The organism is Variovorax ginsengisoli, assembly GCF_030811835.1.
Lineage (GTDB): Bacteria > Pseudomonadota > Gammaproteobacteria > Burkholderiales > Burkholderiaceae_C > Variovorax > Variovorax ginsengisoli_C.
In genome coordinates, this window is record NZ_JAUSRO010000003.1 from 87,186 (window position 1) to 101,870 (window position 14,685).

Below are 14,685 nucleotides of genomic sequence, written 5' to 3' on the forward strand. Positions count from 1 at the left end.
AGCCGACACATGCGCACACCGCTGCGTGCGATCTGGCGGCCTCTGCGGCACGCGCTGTACCTGACGCACCGCTGGCTGGGCATTGCCGGCTGCCTGCTGTTCGTGCTCTGGTTCATCTCCGGGCTGGTGATGCTGCACGTCCGTTTTCCAACGCTGACGCCGCAGGAAAGGCTCGAAGGCCTGCCGGCGCTGGACTTGCAACAGGTGCGGGCTTCGCCCGCCAGCGCATTGGCGCAGATTGGCGTCGACGCGCCGCGCAAGGTCACGCTGGAGCGCAGCGCCGACGCGGTCGTGTGGCGGGTGATCGATGCGCGTGGCGGCCACCATGTGGTCTCCGCCTCCGGTACCGCGCTGCCCGCGTTCTCGCCTCGCAGCGCCGAAGCGATTGCGCAGGCATTCGGCGGTGCGACCGCGCGCTACCAGGAGACGCAGGTCGATGATCCGTGGACGCTTCCCAACGCCAGCAGCTTCGACAAGGCGCGGCCGTTGCACCGCGTTGCGCTCGACGACGCGGCGGGAACCGAACTGTACGTGTCGGCCCGAACGGGCGAGGTGGTCCGCGACTCGACCGCCTTCGAGCGGCGCTGGACGGTGTTCGGTACCTTGCTGCACTACTACACGTACGCGCCGATTCGACGGCACGCCGACTTCTGGCGCCAGCTGGTGCTGTGGACCTCGGCGCTGGCGATGGTGTCGGCAGCGACGGGCCTGATCGTCGGTACCTTGAGGGTCCGGCTGCGGCGCCGCTACCGTGGCACTGCCGTGACGCCGTACCGTGGATGGATGGCCTGGCACCACCTGCTGGGTCTGGTGGGCGGCATCGCGATCCTGACGTGGGTCTTCAGCGGCTGGGTGTCCATGGGACCGGGGCGCTGGCTGTCGCACAGCACCCCTGGCGATGCGGCTGCGCGCTTCGGACAGGCTGGACAGGTGTTCACCCATGACATCGCGGTCCTGCAGCGCATGCCGGCTGGCGCACGCTCTGTGAAAGCGGTGGAGGCGACATGGTTCGCGGGCGAGCCGGTGTGGGTGCTGTCGGATCCGGGCGGGCACCGTGCCGTCGACGCGCGCAGCGGGCAGCCCCTCACGGTGCGTGCCGGCGAATTGTGGAAGGCCGTGCGGCTTGCCCATCCCGGTGTGGACGCTGATCCGCCCGTGCTGCTGACGGCGCCCGACCGCTACTGGTACGCACGCCACGTGCCCGTGGTGCTTCCGGTGTGGCGCATCGTGCTGCACGACGCGTCGGCAACGTGGTACCACGTCGACGCCGTCAGCGGCCAGCTGCTGGCCACGAGCACCGCCGACAGCCGGCTGCGGCGCTGGCTCTTCAACGGCTTGCACAGCCTGGACTTCCCGCTGTTCCTGAAAACGACGTGGTGGTACCTCACCATGTGGGCCTTGTCGTTGATGGGGCTGGTCGTGTCGGTGACCGGCCTGGTGCTGGGGTGGCGCCGTCTCATTCGGTAGGAGGGCACTTCGACCGCCAGGCTGTGGCGCTATCGGAGCACCAGCACCGGCACCGTCGAATGCGTCAGCACATGCTGTGTCTCGCTGCCCAGCAGCAGCCGTTTGATCCCCTTGCGGCCGTGCGAGGCCATCACGATCAGGTCGCTCTTCTGCTTCTTGGCCGCTGCAATGATCGATTCCGCCACGAGGTCGGAATTGGCCGTCACCGTCTTGATACGCACACCGCTCTCCTTCGCACGGCTGCTCACGTCGTCAAGCATTGCCTGCGCCTTGTCTGCCCATTGTTTCTCCACGCGGCCGATGTCTTCGACTGAAAAAGCCATCGAGCCCTCGAAGTAGTCCCGTGGATAGCGCGGGATCACGTTGAGCGCCACCAGATTGGCGTCGTGTTGGGCCGCCAGGGCAATGGCAGTCGTGACTGCCTTTTGGGAGAGCTTGGAGCCGTCGGTGGTGACAAGGATACGTTTGAACATCCAGAGTCTCCTTGAAAGTGTGCCGTGAGCTTAGGCAGACGGCGGCGCTGCACATTGATGCAGATCAAGGAGGCGGGCGAGGATGACCCTTAGCCTCCCTCAATGCAAGCCGCGTTCGTCCCGCTTCCCCCACTCCCTGCGCTTTCCCCCGCATCCGTGCAAGCCGGGTTCGCGCCGCCCGCCGACGCGCGTTGGCAGGCGCTGGACGATCCGGCCGAATGGCCCGCGTTCGGCCAGCTTGCGCAGGGCGAAGCGGCCAGCGGGGAGTGGACGTCGCAGGTCATGGTGCAGGGCATGCATTGCGCTGCCTGCGCCTTCACTGTCGAAGCAGCGCTGCGCAAGGTGTCGGGCGTGATCGACGTGCAGGTCAACGCGGCGAGCCAGCGGGCGCAGGTGGTGTGGTCGGCTGCAGCCACCCGGCCTTCCCGCTGGTTCGAGGCTTCTGCTGCTGCCGGCTACCCCTTGCTTCCCTCAGGCAGCCAGTTCGCAAGCGCACAGCGTTCGCGTGATCTGCGCATGGCGCTGTGGCGTTGGCTGGTCTCGGGCTTGTGCATGATGCAGGTGATGATGTACGCGTACCCCGCCTACATTGCCAGGCCGGGCGACATGACCGCCGATGCCGCGCAGTTGCTGCGCTGGGCCTCCTGGGTGCTCACGCTGCCGGTCGTGCTGTTCTCATGCGGACCGTTTTTTCGCAGCGCGTGGCGCGACTTGCGCATGGGGCGTGTCGGCATGGACCTGCCGGTTGCCTTCGGCGTGCTCGTGACCTTTGCCGTCAGCAGCGCGGCAACCTTCGATGCGAGCGGGGCGCTGGGGCGGGAGGTCTATTTCGACTCGCTGACGATGTTCGTGTTCTTCCTGCTGACCGGCCGCTGGTTCGAGGCACGCCTGCGCGACCGCACCGCTGGCGCCCTCGAGGCACTGATGAACCGGCTGCCCGACAGCATCGATCGCCTCGCGGCCGATGGCAGCTGGGCCCGTGTGGCCGTACGCAGGCTCGCCGTGGGCGACGTGGTTTGCGTGCGTCCTGGCGAAGCCTTTCCGGCCGACGGCACGGTGATCGACGGTGCCACCAGCGCCGACGAAGCCCTGTTGACGGGAGAGTCCCGGCCCGTGGAGCACCCTTGCGGAGACCGCGTGCTCGCCGGTAGCCACAACCTGTCTGCCGTGGTGCAGGTGCGGGTCGAATCGGTGGGCGAGGGCACGCGTTTCGCGCAAATCGTACGGTTGATGGAAAGCGCTGCCTTGCGCAAGCCACGCCTGGCGCTGCTGGCCGACCGGGTGGCGCGGCCGTTTCTCGCTGCGGTGCTCGCATCGGCGGCGCTGTCGGCGCTCTTCTGGTGGCACACGGATCCGGGCAAGGCGCTGATGGTGGCGGTCGCGGTGCTCATCGTGACCTGCCCCTGCGCGCTCTCGCTGGCGACACCGGCCGCGATGCTCGCGAGTGCTGGCGCCCTGGCGCGTGGTGGCGTGCTGACGTCGAACCTGCAGGCGCTGGAGGCGCTGGCGACGGTCGACACGGTGGTGTTCGACAAGACCGGCACCTTGACCGGCGACATTCCCCGCCTTGAGCGGGTCTACTGCCGGCCAGGCCTGCGGCCTGGCGATGCGCTGGAGATGGCAGCAGCGCTCGCGGCGCAGTCCCTGCATCCCGTGGCGCTCGCGCTCACGAATGCCTGGCAGGCGCAGTTTCGCGCGTCACCCGGCTGGCACGTGGCGCAGGTCAGCGAGACGGCGGGCCTGGGGCTCGAGGGCCTCATGCGCCGGCCGAATGCGGGCGTGCAGGCAGCCAGGCGCGTACGCCTGGGTGCATCGACCTTCTGCAATGTCGCGCCGCTGGCGGTCGACGCGGCACAGGTGCATGTGTCCGACGAAGACGGTTGGGTCGCCAGCTTCCTTCTGGCCGAAGAGCTCCGCCCCGACGCGATTGCTGCCGTGGCGGCGTTGCGTGCGCAGGGCCTGGAGGTGCGGCTGCTCTCTGGCGATCGTGACGGCGCTGCCAAGGATGTGGCGGCACGCGCGGGCATCGACTTTGCGCAGGGCGACTGCACCCCTGAGAAAAAGCTCGATGTGCTCTGGCGCCTCCAAGCCGAAGGGCGGCGGATCGCCATGGTCGGCGATGGCCTGAACGACGGCCCGTCGCTGGCACGCGCGAACGCCTCTTTCGCCTTTGGGCGGTCGGTACCTCTGTCACGCGCTCGTGCGGACTTCGTGGTGCTGGGCGACAGGCTCGCCACCATCCCCGAGGCCATTGCGCAGGCGCGTGGCACGCTGCGTGTGGTGCGCCAGAACCTGGGCTGGGCTGCCTGCTACAACGCGCTGTGCGTGCCGCTGGCGGTCGTCGGCTGGCTGCCCGCGTGGCTGGCCGGCCTGGGCATGGCGATGAGTTCGCTCGTCGTGGTGCTCAATGCGGCGCGCCTCGCGCGGGGCACCATCCACCGCAACGCAGGCCACTGATGGACATCCTCTTCCTGCTCATACCGCTGTCAGTGATGCTGGTTCTGGCGATCCTCGGCGGGCTCTGGTGGGCGATCGAGCGTGGCCAGTTCGAGGACATCGAGGCCGAAGGCGACCGCATTCTGCGCGGCGATTGATTTGCATCAACCCCTCCGAGGAGGGGTGCATCGAAACTGCCTCCAACTCATTCAAGGGCACGACGATGCAACAACCGAACCCTCCCGCCGCTGTATACGACGACACGGTCGTGCGGCGGTTCGCCCTCATGTCCGTGGTATGGGGCGTGGTCGGCATGCTGGTGGGCGTGATCATTGCCTCCCAGCTGACATGGCCCGAACTCAACCTCGGCATTCCATGGCTGAGCTATGGGCGGCTGCGGCCACTGCATACCAACGCGGTCATCTTCGCGTTCGGCGGTTGCGCGCTCATGGCCACCAGTTTTCACGTGGTGCAGCGCACCTGCCAGGTCCGCCTTTTCGCACCGAAGCTCGCGTCCTTCGTGTTCTGGGGCTGGCAGGCGGTGATCGTGGCGGCCGCCATCAGCCTGCCGATGGGCTACACCAGCGGCAAGGAGTATGCCGAGCTCGAATGGCCCATCGACATCCTGATCGCGGTGGTCTGGGTGGCCTACGCCATCGTGTTCTTCGGCACCATCGGCATGCGCCGCGTGCGCCACATCTACGTGGCGAACTGGTTCTTCGGCGCCTTCATCATCGCGGTGGCGCTGCTGCACATCGTCAACAGCGCTGAAGTTCCGGCAGGCTGGATGAAGAGCTATTCGGCCTACGCCGGTGTGCAGGACGCGATGGTGCAGTGGTGGTATGGCCACAACGCGGTGGGCTTCTTCCTCACGGCGGGTTTCCTGGGAATGATGTACTACTACATCCCCAAGCAGGTCGGCCGCCCGGTGTATTCGTACCGGCTTTCCATCGTCCACTTCTGGGCGCTGATCTTCACCTACATGTGGGCAGGTCCGCATCACCTGCACTACACGGCGCTGCCGGACTGGACCCAGTCGCTGGGCATGGTGTTCTCCCTCATCCTGCTCGCGCCAAGCTGGGGCGGCATGATCAACGGCGTGATGACGCTCTCGGGCGCCTGGCACAAGCTGCGTACCGACCCGATCCTGCGCTTCCTGATCGTGGCGCTGTCGTTCTACGGCATGTCGACCTTCGAGGGACCGATGATGTCCATCAAGACCGTCAACGCCCTGAGCCATTACACGGACTGGACCATCGGCCATGTGCACTCGGGCGCACTCGGCTGGGTCGGTTTCATCACCATGGGGTCGCTCTACTACCTGATCCCGCGCATGTACGGCCGCACCGAGATGTTCAGTGTGAAGGCCATCGAGGTGCACTTCTGGATGGCCACCATCGGCATCGTCCTGTACATCGCCGCCATGTGGATTGCCGGCGTCATGCAGGGCCTGATGTGGCGCGCGATCGACCCCGACGGCACGCTCACCTACACCTTCGTGGAGAGCGTGAAGGCCACCTTCCCGTTCTATGTGGTGCGCCTGATCGGCGGCCTTCTTTACCTGTCCGGCATGCTGGTGATGGCATGGAACGTCTGGATGACCGTCATCTCGGGCTACTCGGTGCGTGCGGAAATTCCGCCCCCGGTGATGGCCCACGCCTGAGGACCCACGATGAACCCGAAACAAGACACACCCACCGGTTTCACCCACGAGAAGATCGAGACCAACAACCTGCTGATGATCGTGCTGATCCTCTTCGTGGTGGCCATCGGCGGCCTCGTGGAGATCGTGCCGCTGTTCTTCCAGAAGTCGACCACCGAGCCGGTGCTGGGCGTCAAGCCGCTCACGCCGCTGCAACTGGCCGGCCGCGACGTCTACCTGCGCGAGGGTTGCTACAACTGCCATTCGCAGATGATCCGCCCCTTCCGTTCCGAGACGCTGCGCTACGGTCATTACTCGGTGGCCGGCGAGTTCGTGTACGACCATCCGTTCCAGTGGGGCAGCAAGCGCACAGGCCCCGACCTGCATCGCGTGGGTGGAAAGTACAGCGATGAATGGCACCGCATTCACCTGAACAATCCGCGCGACCTGGTGCCCGAGTCGAACATGCCGGCGTATTCGTGGCTGGAGAAGACGCAGGTCGATGCCGAGGCGATGCCCGCCCATCTGCGTGCCCTGCGCCGTGTGGGCGTGCCCTACACGGACGAGGAAATCGCCGGCGCGGCTGCGGCGGTCAGCGGCAAGACCGAGATGGAAGCCACCGTGGCCTACCTGCAATCCCTGGGCCTGGCGCTCAAGTAGCGAGAGACAAGAACATGATCGACATCACCACCTTGCGCGTGGCGGCCACCGTCGCCTGCTTCATTGTCTTCATCGGAATCGTGGTCTGGGCCTGTTCGCGCCGCAACACCCAAGCCTTCGAAGAAGCGGCCCGCTTGCCGTTCGAGCGGGACTGACGAAAGAGTACGACGATGAGCGATTTCATCAACCATTTCTGGTCGAACTATGTGGCGATCATTTCGCTGGTGAGCATCTTCGCCTGCGCGCTCCTGCTATGGCTGACGGCCCGCAAGCGGGTGGTCGCCAGCGCGGACAACACCACAGGCCACGTCTGGGACGAAGACCTGCGCGAGGCCAACAACCCGTTGCCCTTGTGGTGGGTTGGGCTCTTCGTGCTGACCATCGTCTTCGGACTGGGCTACCTGTTCGTTTTTCCGGGCCTCGGCAGCTTCAAGGGCCAGTCCGACTGGAGTTCGCGCAGCGAGTACGAGGGCGCCATGGCCCAGGCTGCGCAGGAGCTGGCGCCTGTCTATGCGAAGTACGTCGCCATGCCGCTCGAGGAGGTCGCGCGTGATCCGCAGGCCCGGGCGATCGGCGAGCGCCTCTTCATGAACAACTGCGCCCAATGCCACGGCTCCGACGCCCGCGGCAGCAAGGGCTTCCCGAATCTGACGGACAAGGATTGGCTGCACGGCGGAACGCCAGAGAAGATCGTCGAGACCATCACCAAGGGACGCATCGGCGTGATGCCGCCGATGGCAGCGGCGGTCGGCACGCCGGACGACGTGAAGAACGTGGCCAACTACGTTTTGAGCCTGTCAGGGGAACCGCATGACTCGCTGCGCGCTGGCCTCGGAAAGTCCAAGTTCACGGCCTGCGCCGCCTGCCACGGCATCGGTGGCGTCGGCAACCAGGCCGTGGGCGCGCCCAATCTGAGCGACAGGATCTGGCTGCACGGCTACGGCGAGGCTGCCATTGTCCAGATGATCAATGCGGGCAAGCACAACGAGATGCCGCCCCAGGAAGGGCGTCTGTCCGACGCGCAGATCCGTGTGCTGGCGTCCTACGTCTGGGGCTTCTCGAACAACGCGGCAACGCCCTGACGGCGCCCCGCCATGACCCGGAAGATCATTCCCATTGTCAGCGCCGGCAGCGAGGAGATCGGCCTCTACGAGGCCTCCAGGAAGATCTACCCCCGCACGGTGCGCGGCATGTTCGCGCGCTGGCGATGGGCCATGGTCTTCCTCACCCAACTGTTGTTCTACGGCTTGCCATGGGTGGAGTGGGGCGGCCGGCAGATGGTGCTGTTCGACCTGGCGGCCCGCCGCTTCTACATCTTCGGGCTGGTGTTGTATCCGCAGGACCTGATCTATCTTTCGGGGTTGCTGGTGGTGAGCGCGCTGTCGCTGTTTCTATTCACCGCAGTGGCAGGGCGGCTGTGGTGCGGCTATGCCTGCCCGCAGACCGTCTACACCGAAATCTTCATGTGGGTCGAGCACAAGATCGAAGGCAACCGCACCGCGCGCATTCGGCTCGACAAGGAGTCGATGTCGGTCGAAAAACTGGTCAAGAAGTGGTTCAAGCACATCGTCTGGATCGGCATCGCGATGTGGACAGGCTTCACCTTCGTGGGTTACTTCACGCCGGTGCGCGAGCTGGGCCTGGCCTTCCTGCAGACGCAGACCGGCTCGTGGGAGATGTTCTGGGTGTTCTTCTACGGTTTTGCCACTTACGGCAACGCCGGCTTCATGCGCGAGCAGGTCTGCAAGTACATGTGCCCCTATGCACGCTTCCAGAGCGCCATGTTCGACCGCGACACGCTCATCGTGACCTATGACCCACAGCGCGGCGAGCCCCACGCGCCGCGCCGCAAAGGGCCGGACCCGCGTTCGCTGGGGCTGGGCGACTGCATCGATTGCGGCCTGTGCGTGGAGGTCTGCCCGACCGGCATCGACATCCGCAAGGGCTTGCAGTACGAGTGCATCGGCTGCGGCCTGTGCGTGGACGCGTGCGACACCGTCATGCAGAAGATGGCTTACCCGCCAGGGCTGATCCGTTACGACACGCAAAACGGCATGGAGGCCGGCTGGTCGCGCCGCCAGTTGCTGCACCGTGTGCTTCGCCCACGCGTGCTGGTCTACACCGCTGTGCTCACGCTGTTGGTGGCGGGCCTGTTGGCCAGCTTGGTCGCGCGCACGCCGTTCAAGGTCGATGTGGTGCGTGACCGCGCCTCGCTCGCGCGCATTGCCGAGGGTGGACGGCTGGAGAACGTCTATCGCCTGCAGATCATGAATGCCACCGAAAAGCCGCAGCACTACCGCATCACTGCCGATGGGCTGGAGGGACTGAGTGTGTCGCCAGACGAGCCGGTGGTGGTCGATGCCGCCCAATCGCGCTGGGTTGCGGTGCGTCTGCAGGTGCCCTATGGCGCCGTGTCCGCCGGCTCGCACACGGTCCACTTCGCCATCCGCGAAGAAGGCGGTGGCGCGCAGGTGTCAGAGAAAGCGGCCTTTTTGGTGCCGCGCTGAAAGATCGATATGAACGCTTCAACGACAAACGGCAAGCCCTGGTGGCGGTATCCGCTGTTGTGGATGGTGATTGGCGGGCCCGCCGCGGTGGTGGTCGCGAGCTTCGTGACCTTCTGGCTCGCGTGGCACAACCCTGACGCGCTGGTGTCAGAGGACTACTACCGCGAAGGCGTCGAGATTAACAAGACCCTGGCCGCGAAGAAGCTCCTGCCCGCGCTGACCGGCCGCAACCACGCTGCCACGCCTGCGGACGACGTGCCGTTGCCGGCCCGGAAAGCCGTGCCGTTGCCGGCCCGGAAAGCCGTGCCGTGACCGGGCTGCACATGGTGCGCCAGGGCTGCTTGCGGCGGGTCTGAGCATGCAGGTTGCGCTCGCCAGCGCCGCGCTGCTGATGGGCCTGGCCGGCGGGCCGCATTGCGTGGCGATGTGCGGCGCGGCATCGACGGCGGTGATCCGGATCGTGCCGCTCGCACGCGCGGGGCAGGGTGCCGGCTCGGCGGTCGCGGCATCGGCTGCGTTTCATCTTGGCCGCATCGTCAGCTATGCGACGGCAGGCGCGCTCGCCGCGGCGAGCGTCGACAGCCTGGCCCAGGCCAGCAACCAGGTGGCGGCGCTTCGCCCGTTGTGGGTGCTGTTGCACGTTTTCGTGTTCACCTGGGGGGTGATGCTGGCTGTATGGGGGCGGCAGCCGCTGTGGGCGCAACGCGTTGGCCGTGGCCTCGAATCGCGTCTGCGACCGCTCGCCGGCCGCACATGGCGGGGCGTGCTGGCCACCGGCCTGCTGTGGATCGCGCTGCCCTGTGGGTTGCTCTATTCGGCGCTGATGATCGCCAGCCTCGGCAATGGACCGCTGCAGGGCGCGATGTCGATGACGTTGTTTGCGCTGGGCAGCGGCACTTCCTTGCTGCTCGGTCCCTGGCTCTGGCAGCGGCTTCGCCGGGCGGGCGGCGCGCACCAGACATGGGGCGCGCGGCTGGCCGGCGTGTTGCTGGCTGGCGTGGCGGCGCAAGCGGTGGCGTCCGACCTCATTCGCCAGTTCGACGCCTGGTGCCGCTGAGCCACGCCCAGGCGACTCAGGCGATGGCTTCGAGCAGCAATGCCTGGAGGACGAAGCGCCTGTTGTCCTCCAGCGAAGTGCTGTCGTCGAGCAATTGCGCCAGGTGATCGATCAGGTGGTCTTTCATGGCTGCGCCGTCGAACACCGGAATGCCGGCGTGCAGACCGATGCATTCCACGAGCGTGGGAGCCAGCCCCTGACACTCCACGGCCTCGTAGAGACGGCCGAGCATGCGGGCTGTGTTCTGCACCTCCTGTGCCGTGCTTGCGAGCGACAGGCCCGAGTGCGTGATGGCCACGCGCGCGCCGAGTTCTTCGGCTGCGCTGCGAAACAGCGCCTGTGCCTCGTCGGGCTGCGTTTCGCATAACAGCCCCAGGTTCTTGCCACGCAACGGCAGCGGGGTGTTGCCGTCCCGGGTGGCATGCTGGAGCAGTCGCGCTCGGCTCAGCAGGTGGGTCACCTCCGACGGCGAGAGCTGCGGTGCGGCATCGATGGCACGGGTCTTGGGATACAGAGGCATGGCAGTGGGCAATGTGTGACCTGCCAAGAGTAAGGACGCAAGAGGCGTTGGATTTGATGCAGGTCAAGGCGCTGGTGCTGCGCGCGTGACTTCTGTCGCACCGCGGGCGTCTGATACACGCCGGACACACAGCATTCACGGAGCGTTACCGATCGACTCCGGCTGTTGTCACTGCGTTGTCGGCAGTTTTCTAGCATCCCTCCAACGACACGCGATAGACCTTCAAGGAGTCCACACATGCTCAATACCGCCACCCCTTCGACGCCCGCACCCGTCCTGCCCGCCATAGGCAATGCCATTGCGGGTCAACACACTGCGGACACCCTGAAGCTGCTTTGCGAGCAACTCAAGCCGCAGCGCCGCGTGGTGCATACGGGCGACGTGGTCTACCAGGCCGGTGAGCGCTTCGCCAACCTCTACATCCTGAACTCGGGCTTCTTCAAGATCGTGAACCTCTCGATCGATGGGCGCGAGCAGGTAGTGGGTCTCAAGTTCCGCGGCGACTGGCTCGGCTTTGATGGCATCGCAGGCACCCGTTATGCGTGCGATGCAGTGGCCATGGATACGGGTGAGATCTGGGTGGTGCCCTATGTGGCCCTGCTGGAAGCCTGCACCAGGCATCCTGCCTTGCTGCATGTGTTGCACACCGCCATGAGTCGCGAGATCGCGCATGACCGGGACTCGCTGATGTCCGTCTGCACGCTGCCCGCCGACGCGCGCGTGGCCGACTTCCTGCGCCACTGGGCCGAATCTTTGGCCGAAAGAGGCATGCGCACGGACGAGATCACGCTGCGCATGACACGCGCCGAGATCGGCAACTACCTGGGCATGACACTGGAGAGCGTGAGTCGTGCGCTCTCGCGCCTTGCACGCGACAACGTGATCGGCTTCGCCACCAAGGGCCGGCGCGATGTGCAGATTCCTGACGTGGGCGCGCTGTCGGCCTTCGTTCAGCGCTGTCTGGCGCCCGCGCCCGCCATGCTCCAATAGGGCAGGCCCGCTGCGTGGGTCAGTGGCGGGCAGCGAGCAGCTTTGCCATGGCTTGCGCCAGTTCGGAGCGCGTGCAAGGCTTGGGCAACAGCTCCCAACTCGGCGGCACTTCGCGGTCGGCCTCGAGCAGCTCCGACGAGAAGCCCGACATCAGCAGCACCGACAACTGCGGGAAGCGTTTCTGCGCTTCCGCGGCCAGGCGCGTGCCGCGCATGCCGGCGCCCAGGGCAATGTCGCTCAGCAGCAGGTCGAACGGCCCCGTCCTCGCGTCCAGCGCCGTGAGGGCCTGTTCTGCCGTGGCGGCTGTGACCACCTCGCAGCCCAGCGTGACCAGGAAGATCTCGATCACCTTGCGGACTTCCGCGTCGTCTTCCACCAGCATCACGCGCAGCCCGAGGGGGATCGTTTCATCGGCGCGCTCTTCTGCCCGTGTCGGCGGCTGCGGCTGCGCCTGCTGCGGCAGATAGAGCGTCACGGTCGTGCCTTGTCCCACCGTGCTGTCGATCGCCACCGCGCCGCGGGACTGGTTGATGAAACCATAGACCGTGCTCAGGCCCAGCCCGGTGCCGCGCCCGACCTCCTTGGTGGTGAAGAAGGGCTCGAAGGCGCGCTCCTTCACATCGTCTGACATGCCCGTGCCGCTGTCGGTGATGGAGATGGCGACGAAATGCGTGGTGGCGTCGTTGTTCGATGCATTGTGCAGCGCAGGGGGCAGCGCGCCACAGGCCTCGGTGCGAAAGCGCAGCGTGCCGCCCTCGGGCATGGCGTCGCGCGCGTTGATCGCGATGTTGAGCAACGCCGACTCCAACTGCCCCGGGTCCGCCATCACGGGTGGGCAGTCCCGCGCGGTGTCGATCTCGATGCGGATACGCTGGTCCAGCGTGCGACGCAACATGTCGGCCAGCGAATGCAACAGTCCCGAGGTGTCGACGGCGCTCGGCTGCAGCCTCTGCCGTCGCGAGAACGCCAGCAGCTTGCCGGTGAGCTCGGCACCGCGGCGCGAGGCGCGCTTGGCAGCGCTCAGCAACTGTTGCACCAAGGCGTTGGGTGCCAGCGCGGGCAGCTCTTCGAGCACCTGCAGGTTGCCCTGGATGACGGTCAGCAGATTGTTGAAGTCGTGCGCGATGCCGCCGGTGAGCTGGCCGACGCTTTCAAGCCGCTGCGCGTGGTTGAGCGCCTCTTCGGTCTGCACCCGCTGCAAGCTGGTGGTGAGCAGGCTGGACAGCGATTCAAGAAAACGCATTTCCTCGTCGCCGAACCGCCGCGGTTCCTTCGAACGCGCCGACAGCATCCCGATGACCCGCCCGCGATCACTCAGCGGCACGTCCAGTGCGCTGATCAGGCCGGCTTCGAGGTATGCGCGGGGTACGGCAAAGCGGTGCTCCAGGCGATAGTCCGGTACCACCACCGGCCGCGCCTGAGCGAAGACGAAGCCAGACGGGGTATCGGGCCGGTTGTCGATGCGTGCACCGATTTCCTCGCCGGCAAGCAGTCCGACGCCGCTGGCCACCTTGAATTCGAGGCGGTTGCCATCGAGCAGCCACACCATGGCGACCTCGACCTGAAGTGCCGTGGTGATGATCTCCGGGACGTGGAGCAGCACCACCTCCAGGTCGCGTGTGTCCACCGCAAGGCGCCCCAGCTGGGCCAGATGCTCGCTGTAACGGGCACGCTGAAGCGCCCGCTTGACGCGTGGGTAGGCGCCAATGTCACGGATGGCCGCCACCACGAAGGGCAGTCCATGGTCTTGCAGCGGGCTGAGCGCGATCTCGACCATGACTTCGCTGCCGTCCTTGCGCTTGGCCACCAGCTCCATCTGTGTGCCCATGGGGCGCGGACGGGGCGCACGGCCATAGGCTTCGCGGTACGAGGCGTGACGCGGACGGATGCTGTCGGGCACCAGCACGTCGACGTTCAGGCCCAGAAGTTCGCTCACCGTGTAGCCCATCAGCGCCGCTGCCGAAGGGTTGGCCTGCATGATGCGGCCCGATTGGTCCACCAGCAGCAGCGAATCGGGATAGGCCAGGAAGAGCGAACGGAAGACGCTGCTCTCCTCGATCCCCGACGGCAGCCCGTGGATGTGCACGTCTGGCGGGGAGGGCGGGTCGTGCGCAGCGTCAGCCATGGGAAACCGGTGGCACCAGGATGTAGCCCGCGCCTCGCACCGACTTGATGATCTGCGGATCGTCCGAGTCCGCCTCGATCTTCTTGCGCAGGCGTCCGACCTGTACATCGACGGTACGGTCGAAGGGTGCGGCTTCGCGTCCGCGTGTCTGCTCCAGAAGGAAGTCGCGCGACAGCACGCGGCCAGGGTGGCGTGCAAAGGCCTTCAGAAGGTCGAATTCGCCGCTGGTCAGCGTGACGTCTTCGCCATTCGGGTTCCTGAGGCTGCGAGCGGCGGTGTCGAGTTGCCAGCCGGCAAAGCGCAGCTTGTCCGACGGCGCTGCGGCGAGCACTGCCGATGCAGGGGCCGGGGCAACTGGCGTCTCCGGTGTCGTGCGCCGCAGCACGGCCTTCACGCGTGCGACCAGTTCGCGCAGGTCGAAGGGTTTGGTCACATAGTCGTCTGCACCCACCTCCAGGCCCACCACCTTGTCCACCGCATCGCCACGGCCCGTGACGATGACGAGACCGCAACGCCAGCTCTCGCGCACGCGGCGCGCGATCGAGAAGCCGTCTTCGCCCGGCAGGCCGAGGTCGAGCAGCACGAGATCCGCGGGATCGTTGTCCATCAGCGCCATCAGTGCGCTGCCGTTGTGCACCTGGGTCACGCGAAAGCCGTGGCCCTGCAGGTAATTGGCCAGCAGCAGCGTGATGTCAACATCGTCGTCGAGCACCGCGATGTGGAAGGCAGATTTCATGGTGAGCAAGGAAATAGGGCGGGAATGCTGCAGGCATTCCGCTTCGCCGGGAGCGTAGCACGCACACGCCCC

Annotated in this window: 15 protein-coding genes; 11 read left to right on the forward strand and 4 right to left on the reverse strand. The window is 66.3% G+C overall.

What is annotated here, in order from left to right:
- Positions 1–9 precede the first annotated feature (9 nt).
- Positions 10–1,467 (forward strand): PepSY domain-containing protein, encoded by a 1,458-nt coding sequence (locus J2W36_RS04680; RefSeq protein ID WP_307688520.1) that lies wholly within the window; start codon positions 10–12, stop codon positions 1,465–1,467.
- 29 nt (positions 1,468–1,496) lie between these two features.
- On the opposite strand, the gene J2W36_RS04685 is transcribed toward J2W36_RS04680, so the two are convergent.
- Positions 1,497–1,940, reverse strand: coding sequence for a universal stress protein (locus J2W36_RS04685; protein ID WP_307688521.1), 444 nt, complete (start codon positions 1,938–1,940; stop codon positions 1,497–1,499).
- A 102-nt stretch (positions 1,941–2,042) separates the two neighbouring features.
- Here J2W36_RS04685 and J2W36_RS04690 point away from each other — a divergent pair, with 102 nt between their 5' ends.
- From J2W36_RS04690 to J2W36_RS04730, 9 genes are all read left to right on the forward strand, one after another.
- On the forward strand, positions 2,043–4,397 hold the full coding sequence (locus tag J2W36_RS04690; RefSeq protein ID WP_307688522.1) for a heavy metal translocating P-type ATPase: 2,355 nt from the start codon (positions 2,043–2,045) through the stop codon (positions 4,395–4,397).
- Complete coding sequence (gene ccoS / locus J2W36_RS04695; protein WP_307688523.1) at positions 4,397–4,534, forward strand: cbb3-type cytochrome oxidase assembly protein CcoS; 138 nt, start codon at positions 4,397–4,399, stop codon at positions 4,532–4,534. Before J2W36_RS04690 ends, ccoS begins: the two co-directional genes overlap by 1 nt.
- Before the next feature lie 65 nt (positions 4,535–4,599).
- Entirely contained in the window at positions 4,600–6,039 is a 1,440-nt protein-coding gene (gene ccoN, locus J2W36_RS04700) for a cytochrome-c oxidase, cbb3-type subunit I (RefSeq protein WP_307688524.1), read from the forward strand.
- A gap of 9 nt (positions 6,040–6,048) precedes the next feature.
- On the forward strand, positions 6,049–6,678 hold the full coding sequence (gene ccoO / locus J2W36_RS04705) for a cytochrome-c oxidase, cbb3-type subunit II (RefSeq protein ID WP_307688525.1): 630 nt from the start codon (positions 6,049–6,051) through the stop codon (positions 6,676–6,678).
- Between the two features lie 14 nt (positions 6,679–6,692).
- A complete protein-coding gene (locus tag J2W36_RS04710) occupies positions 6,693–6,833 on the forward strand; it encodes a cbb3-type cytochrome oxidase subunit 3 (RefSeq protein ID WP_307688526.1) in 141 nt (46 codons plus the stop codon).
- Positions 6,834–6,848: 15 nt separating this feature from the next.
- Positions 6,849–7,760, forward strand: a complete 912-nt coding sequence (ccoP, locus tag J2W36_RS04715; protein ID WP_307688527.1) for a cytochrome-c oxidase, cbb3-type subunit III — start codon at positions 6,849–6,851, stop codon at positions 7,758–7,760.
- A gap of 12 nt (positions 7,761–7,772) precedes the next feature.
- Complete coding sequence (gene ccoG, locus J2W36_RS04720; RefSeq protein WP_307688528.1) at positions 7,773–9,185, forward strand: cytochrome c oxidase accessory protein CcoG; 1,413 nt, start codon at positions 7,773–7,775, stop codon at positions 9,183–9,185.
- Positions 9,186–9,194: 9 nt separating this feature from the next.
- Positions 9,195–9,497, forward strand: a complete 303-nt coding sequence (locus tag J2W36_RS04725; protein WP_307688529.1) for a FixH family protein — start codon at positions 9,195–9,197, stop codon at positions 9,495–9,497.
- A 46-nt stretch (positions 9,498–9,543) separates the two neighbouring features.
- Positions 9,544–10,242 carry a sulfite exporter TauE/SafE family protein gene (locus J2W36_RS04730; RefSeq protein ID WP_307688530.1) on the forward strand — a complete coding sequence of 233 codons (699 nt, stop codon included), beginning with the start codon at positions 9,544–9,546 and terminating at the stop codon, positions 10,240–10,242.
- 16 nt (positions 10,243–10,258) lie between these two features.
- Here the strand turns inward: J2W36_RS04730 and J2W36_RS04735 are convergent, their stop codons facing one another.
- Complete coding sequence (locus tag J2W36_RS04735) at positions 10,259–10,762, reverse strand: Rossmann-fold NAD(P)-binding domain-containing protein (protein WP_307688531.1); 504 nt, start codon at positions 10,760–10,762, stop codon at positions 10,259–10,261.
- Between the two features lie 237 nt (positions 10,763–10,999).
- Here J2W36_RS04735 and J2W36_RS04740 point away from each other — a divergent pair, with 237 nt between their 5' ends.
- Positions 11,000–11,752, forward strand: a complete 753-nt coding sequence (locus J2W36_RS04740; RefSeq protein WP_307688532.1) for a Crp/Fnr family transcriptional regulator — start codon at positions 11,000–11,002, stop codon at positions 11,750–11,752.
- A 19-nt stretch (positions 11,753–11,771) separates the two neighbouring features.
- On the opposite strand, the gene J2W36_RS04745 is transcribed toward J2W36_RS04740, so the two are convergent.
- Positions 11,772–13,877, reverse strand: coding sequence for a PAS domain S-box protein (locus tag J2W36_RS04745; RefSeq protein WP_307688533.1), 2,106 nt, complete (start codon positions 13,875–13,877; stop codon positions 11,772–11,774).
- Positions 13,870–14,613 carry a winged helix-turn-helix domain-containing protein gene (locus J2W36_RS04750; RefSeq protein ID WP_307688534.1) on the reverse strand — a complete coding sequence of 248 codons (744 nt, stop codon included), beginning with the start codon at positions 14,611–14,613 and terminating at the stop codon, positions 13,870–13,872. Before J2W36_RS04750 ends, J2W36_RS04745 begins: the two co-directional genes overlap by 8 nt.
- Positions 14,614–14,685: the final 72 nt, after the last annotated feature.

Bases quoted from the DNA above. Each gene is read 5' to 3' on its own strand.
- J2W36_RS04740 (WP_307688532.1), top strand. From the start codon at position 11,000: ATGCTCAATACCGCCACCCCTTCGACGCCCGCACCCGTCCTGCCCGCC.
- J2W36_RS04735 (WP_307688531.1), bottom strand. From the start codon at position 10,762: ATGCCTCTGTATCCCAAGACCCGTGCCATCGATGCCGCACCGCAGCTC.
- J2W36_RS04710 (WP_307688526.1), top strand. From the start codon at position 6,693: ATGATCGACATCACCACCTTGCGCGTGGCGGCCACCGTCGCCTGCTTC.
- J2W36_RS04750 (WP_307688534.1), bottom strand. From the start codon at position 14,613: ATGAAATCTGCCTTCCACATCGCGGTGCTCGACGACGATGTTGACATC.
- J2W36_RS04725 (WP_307688529.1), top strand. From the start codon at position 9,195: ATGAACGCTTCAACGACAAACGGCAAGCCCTGGTGGCGGTATCCGCTG.
- ccoG (WP_307688528.1), top strand. From the start codon at position 7,773: ATGACCCGGAAGATCATTCCCATTGTCAGCGCCGGCAGCGAGGAGATC.
- ccoS (WP_307688523.1), top strand. From the start codon at position 4,397: ATGGACATCCTCTTCCTGCTCATACCGCTGTCAGTGATGCTGGTTCTG.
- ccoO (WP_307688525.1), top strand. From the start codon at position 6,049: ATGAACCCGAAACAAGACACACCCACCGGTTTCACCCACGAGAAGATC.
- ccoN (WP_307688524.1), top strand. From the start codon at position 4,600: ATGCAACAACCGAACCCTCCCGCCGCTGTATACGACGACACGGTCGTG.
- J2W36_RS04685 (WP_307688521.1), bottom strand. From the start codon at position 1,940: ATGTTCAAACGTATCCTTGTCACCACCGACGGCTCCAAGCTCTCCCAA.
- J2W36_RS04680 (WP_307688520.1), top strand. From the start codon at position 10: ATGCGCACACCGCTGCGTGCGATCTGGCGGCCTCTGCGGCACGCGCTG.
- J2W36_RS04730 (WP_307688530.1), top strand. From the start codon at position 9,544: ATGCAGGTTGCGCTCGCCAGCGCCGCGCTGCTGATGGGCCTGGCCGGC.
- J2W36_RS04690 (WP_307688522.1), top strand. From the start codon at position 2,043: ATGCAAGCCGCGTTCGTCCCGCTTCCCCCACTCCCTGCGCTTTCCCCC.
- J2W36_RS04745 (WP_307688533.1), bottom strand. From the start codon at position 13,877: ATGGCTGACGCTGCGCACGACCCGCCCTCCCCGCCAGACGTGCACATC.
- ccoP (WP_307688527.1), top strand. From the start codon at position 6,849: ATGAGCGATTTCATCAACCATTTCTGGTCGAACTATGTGGCGATCATT.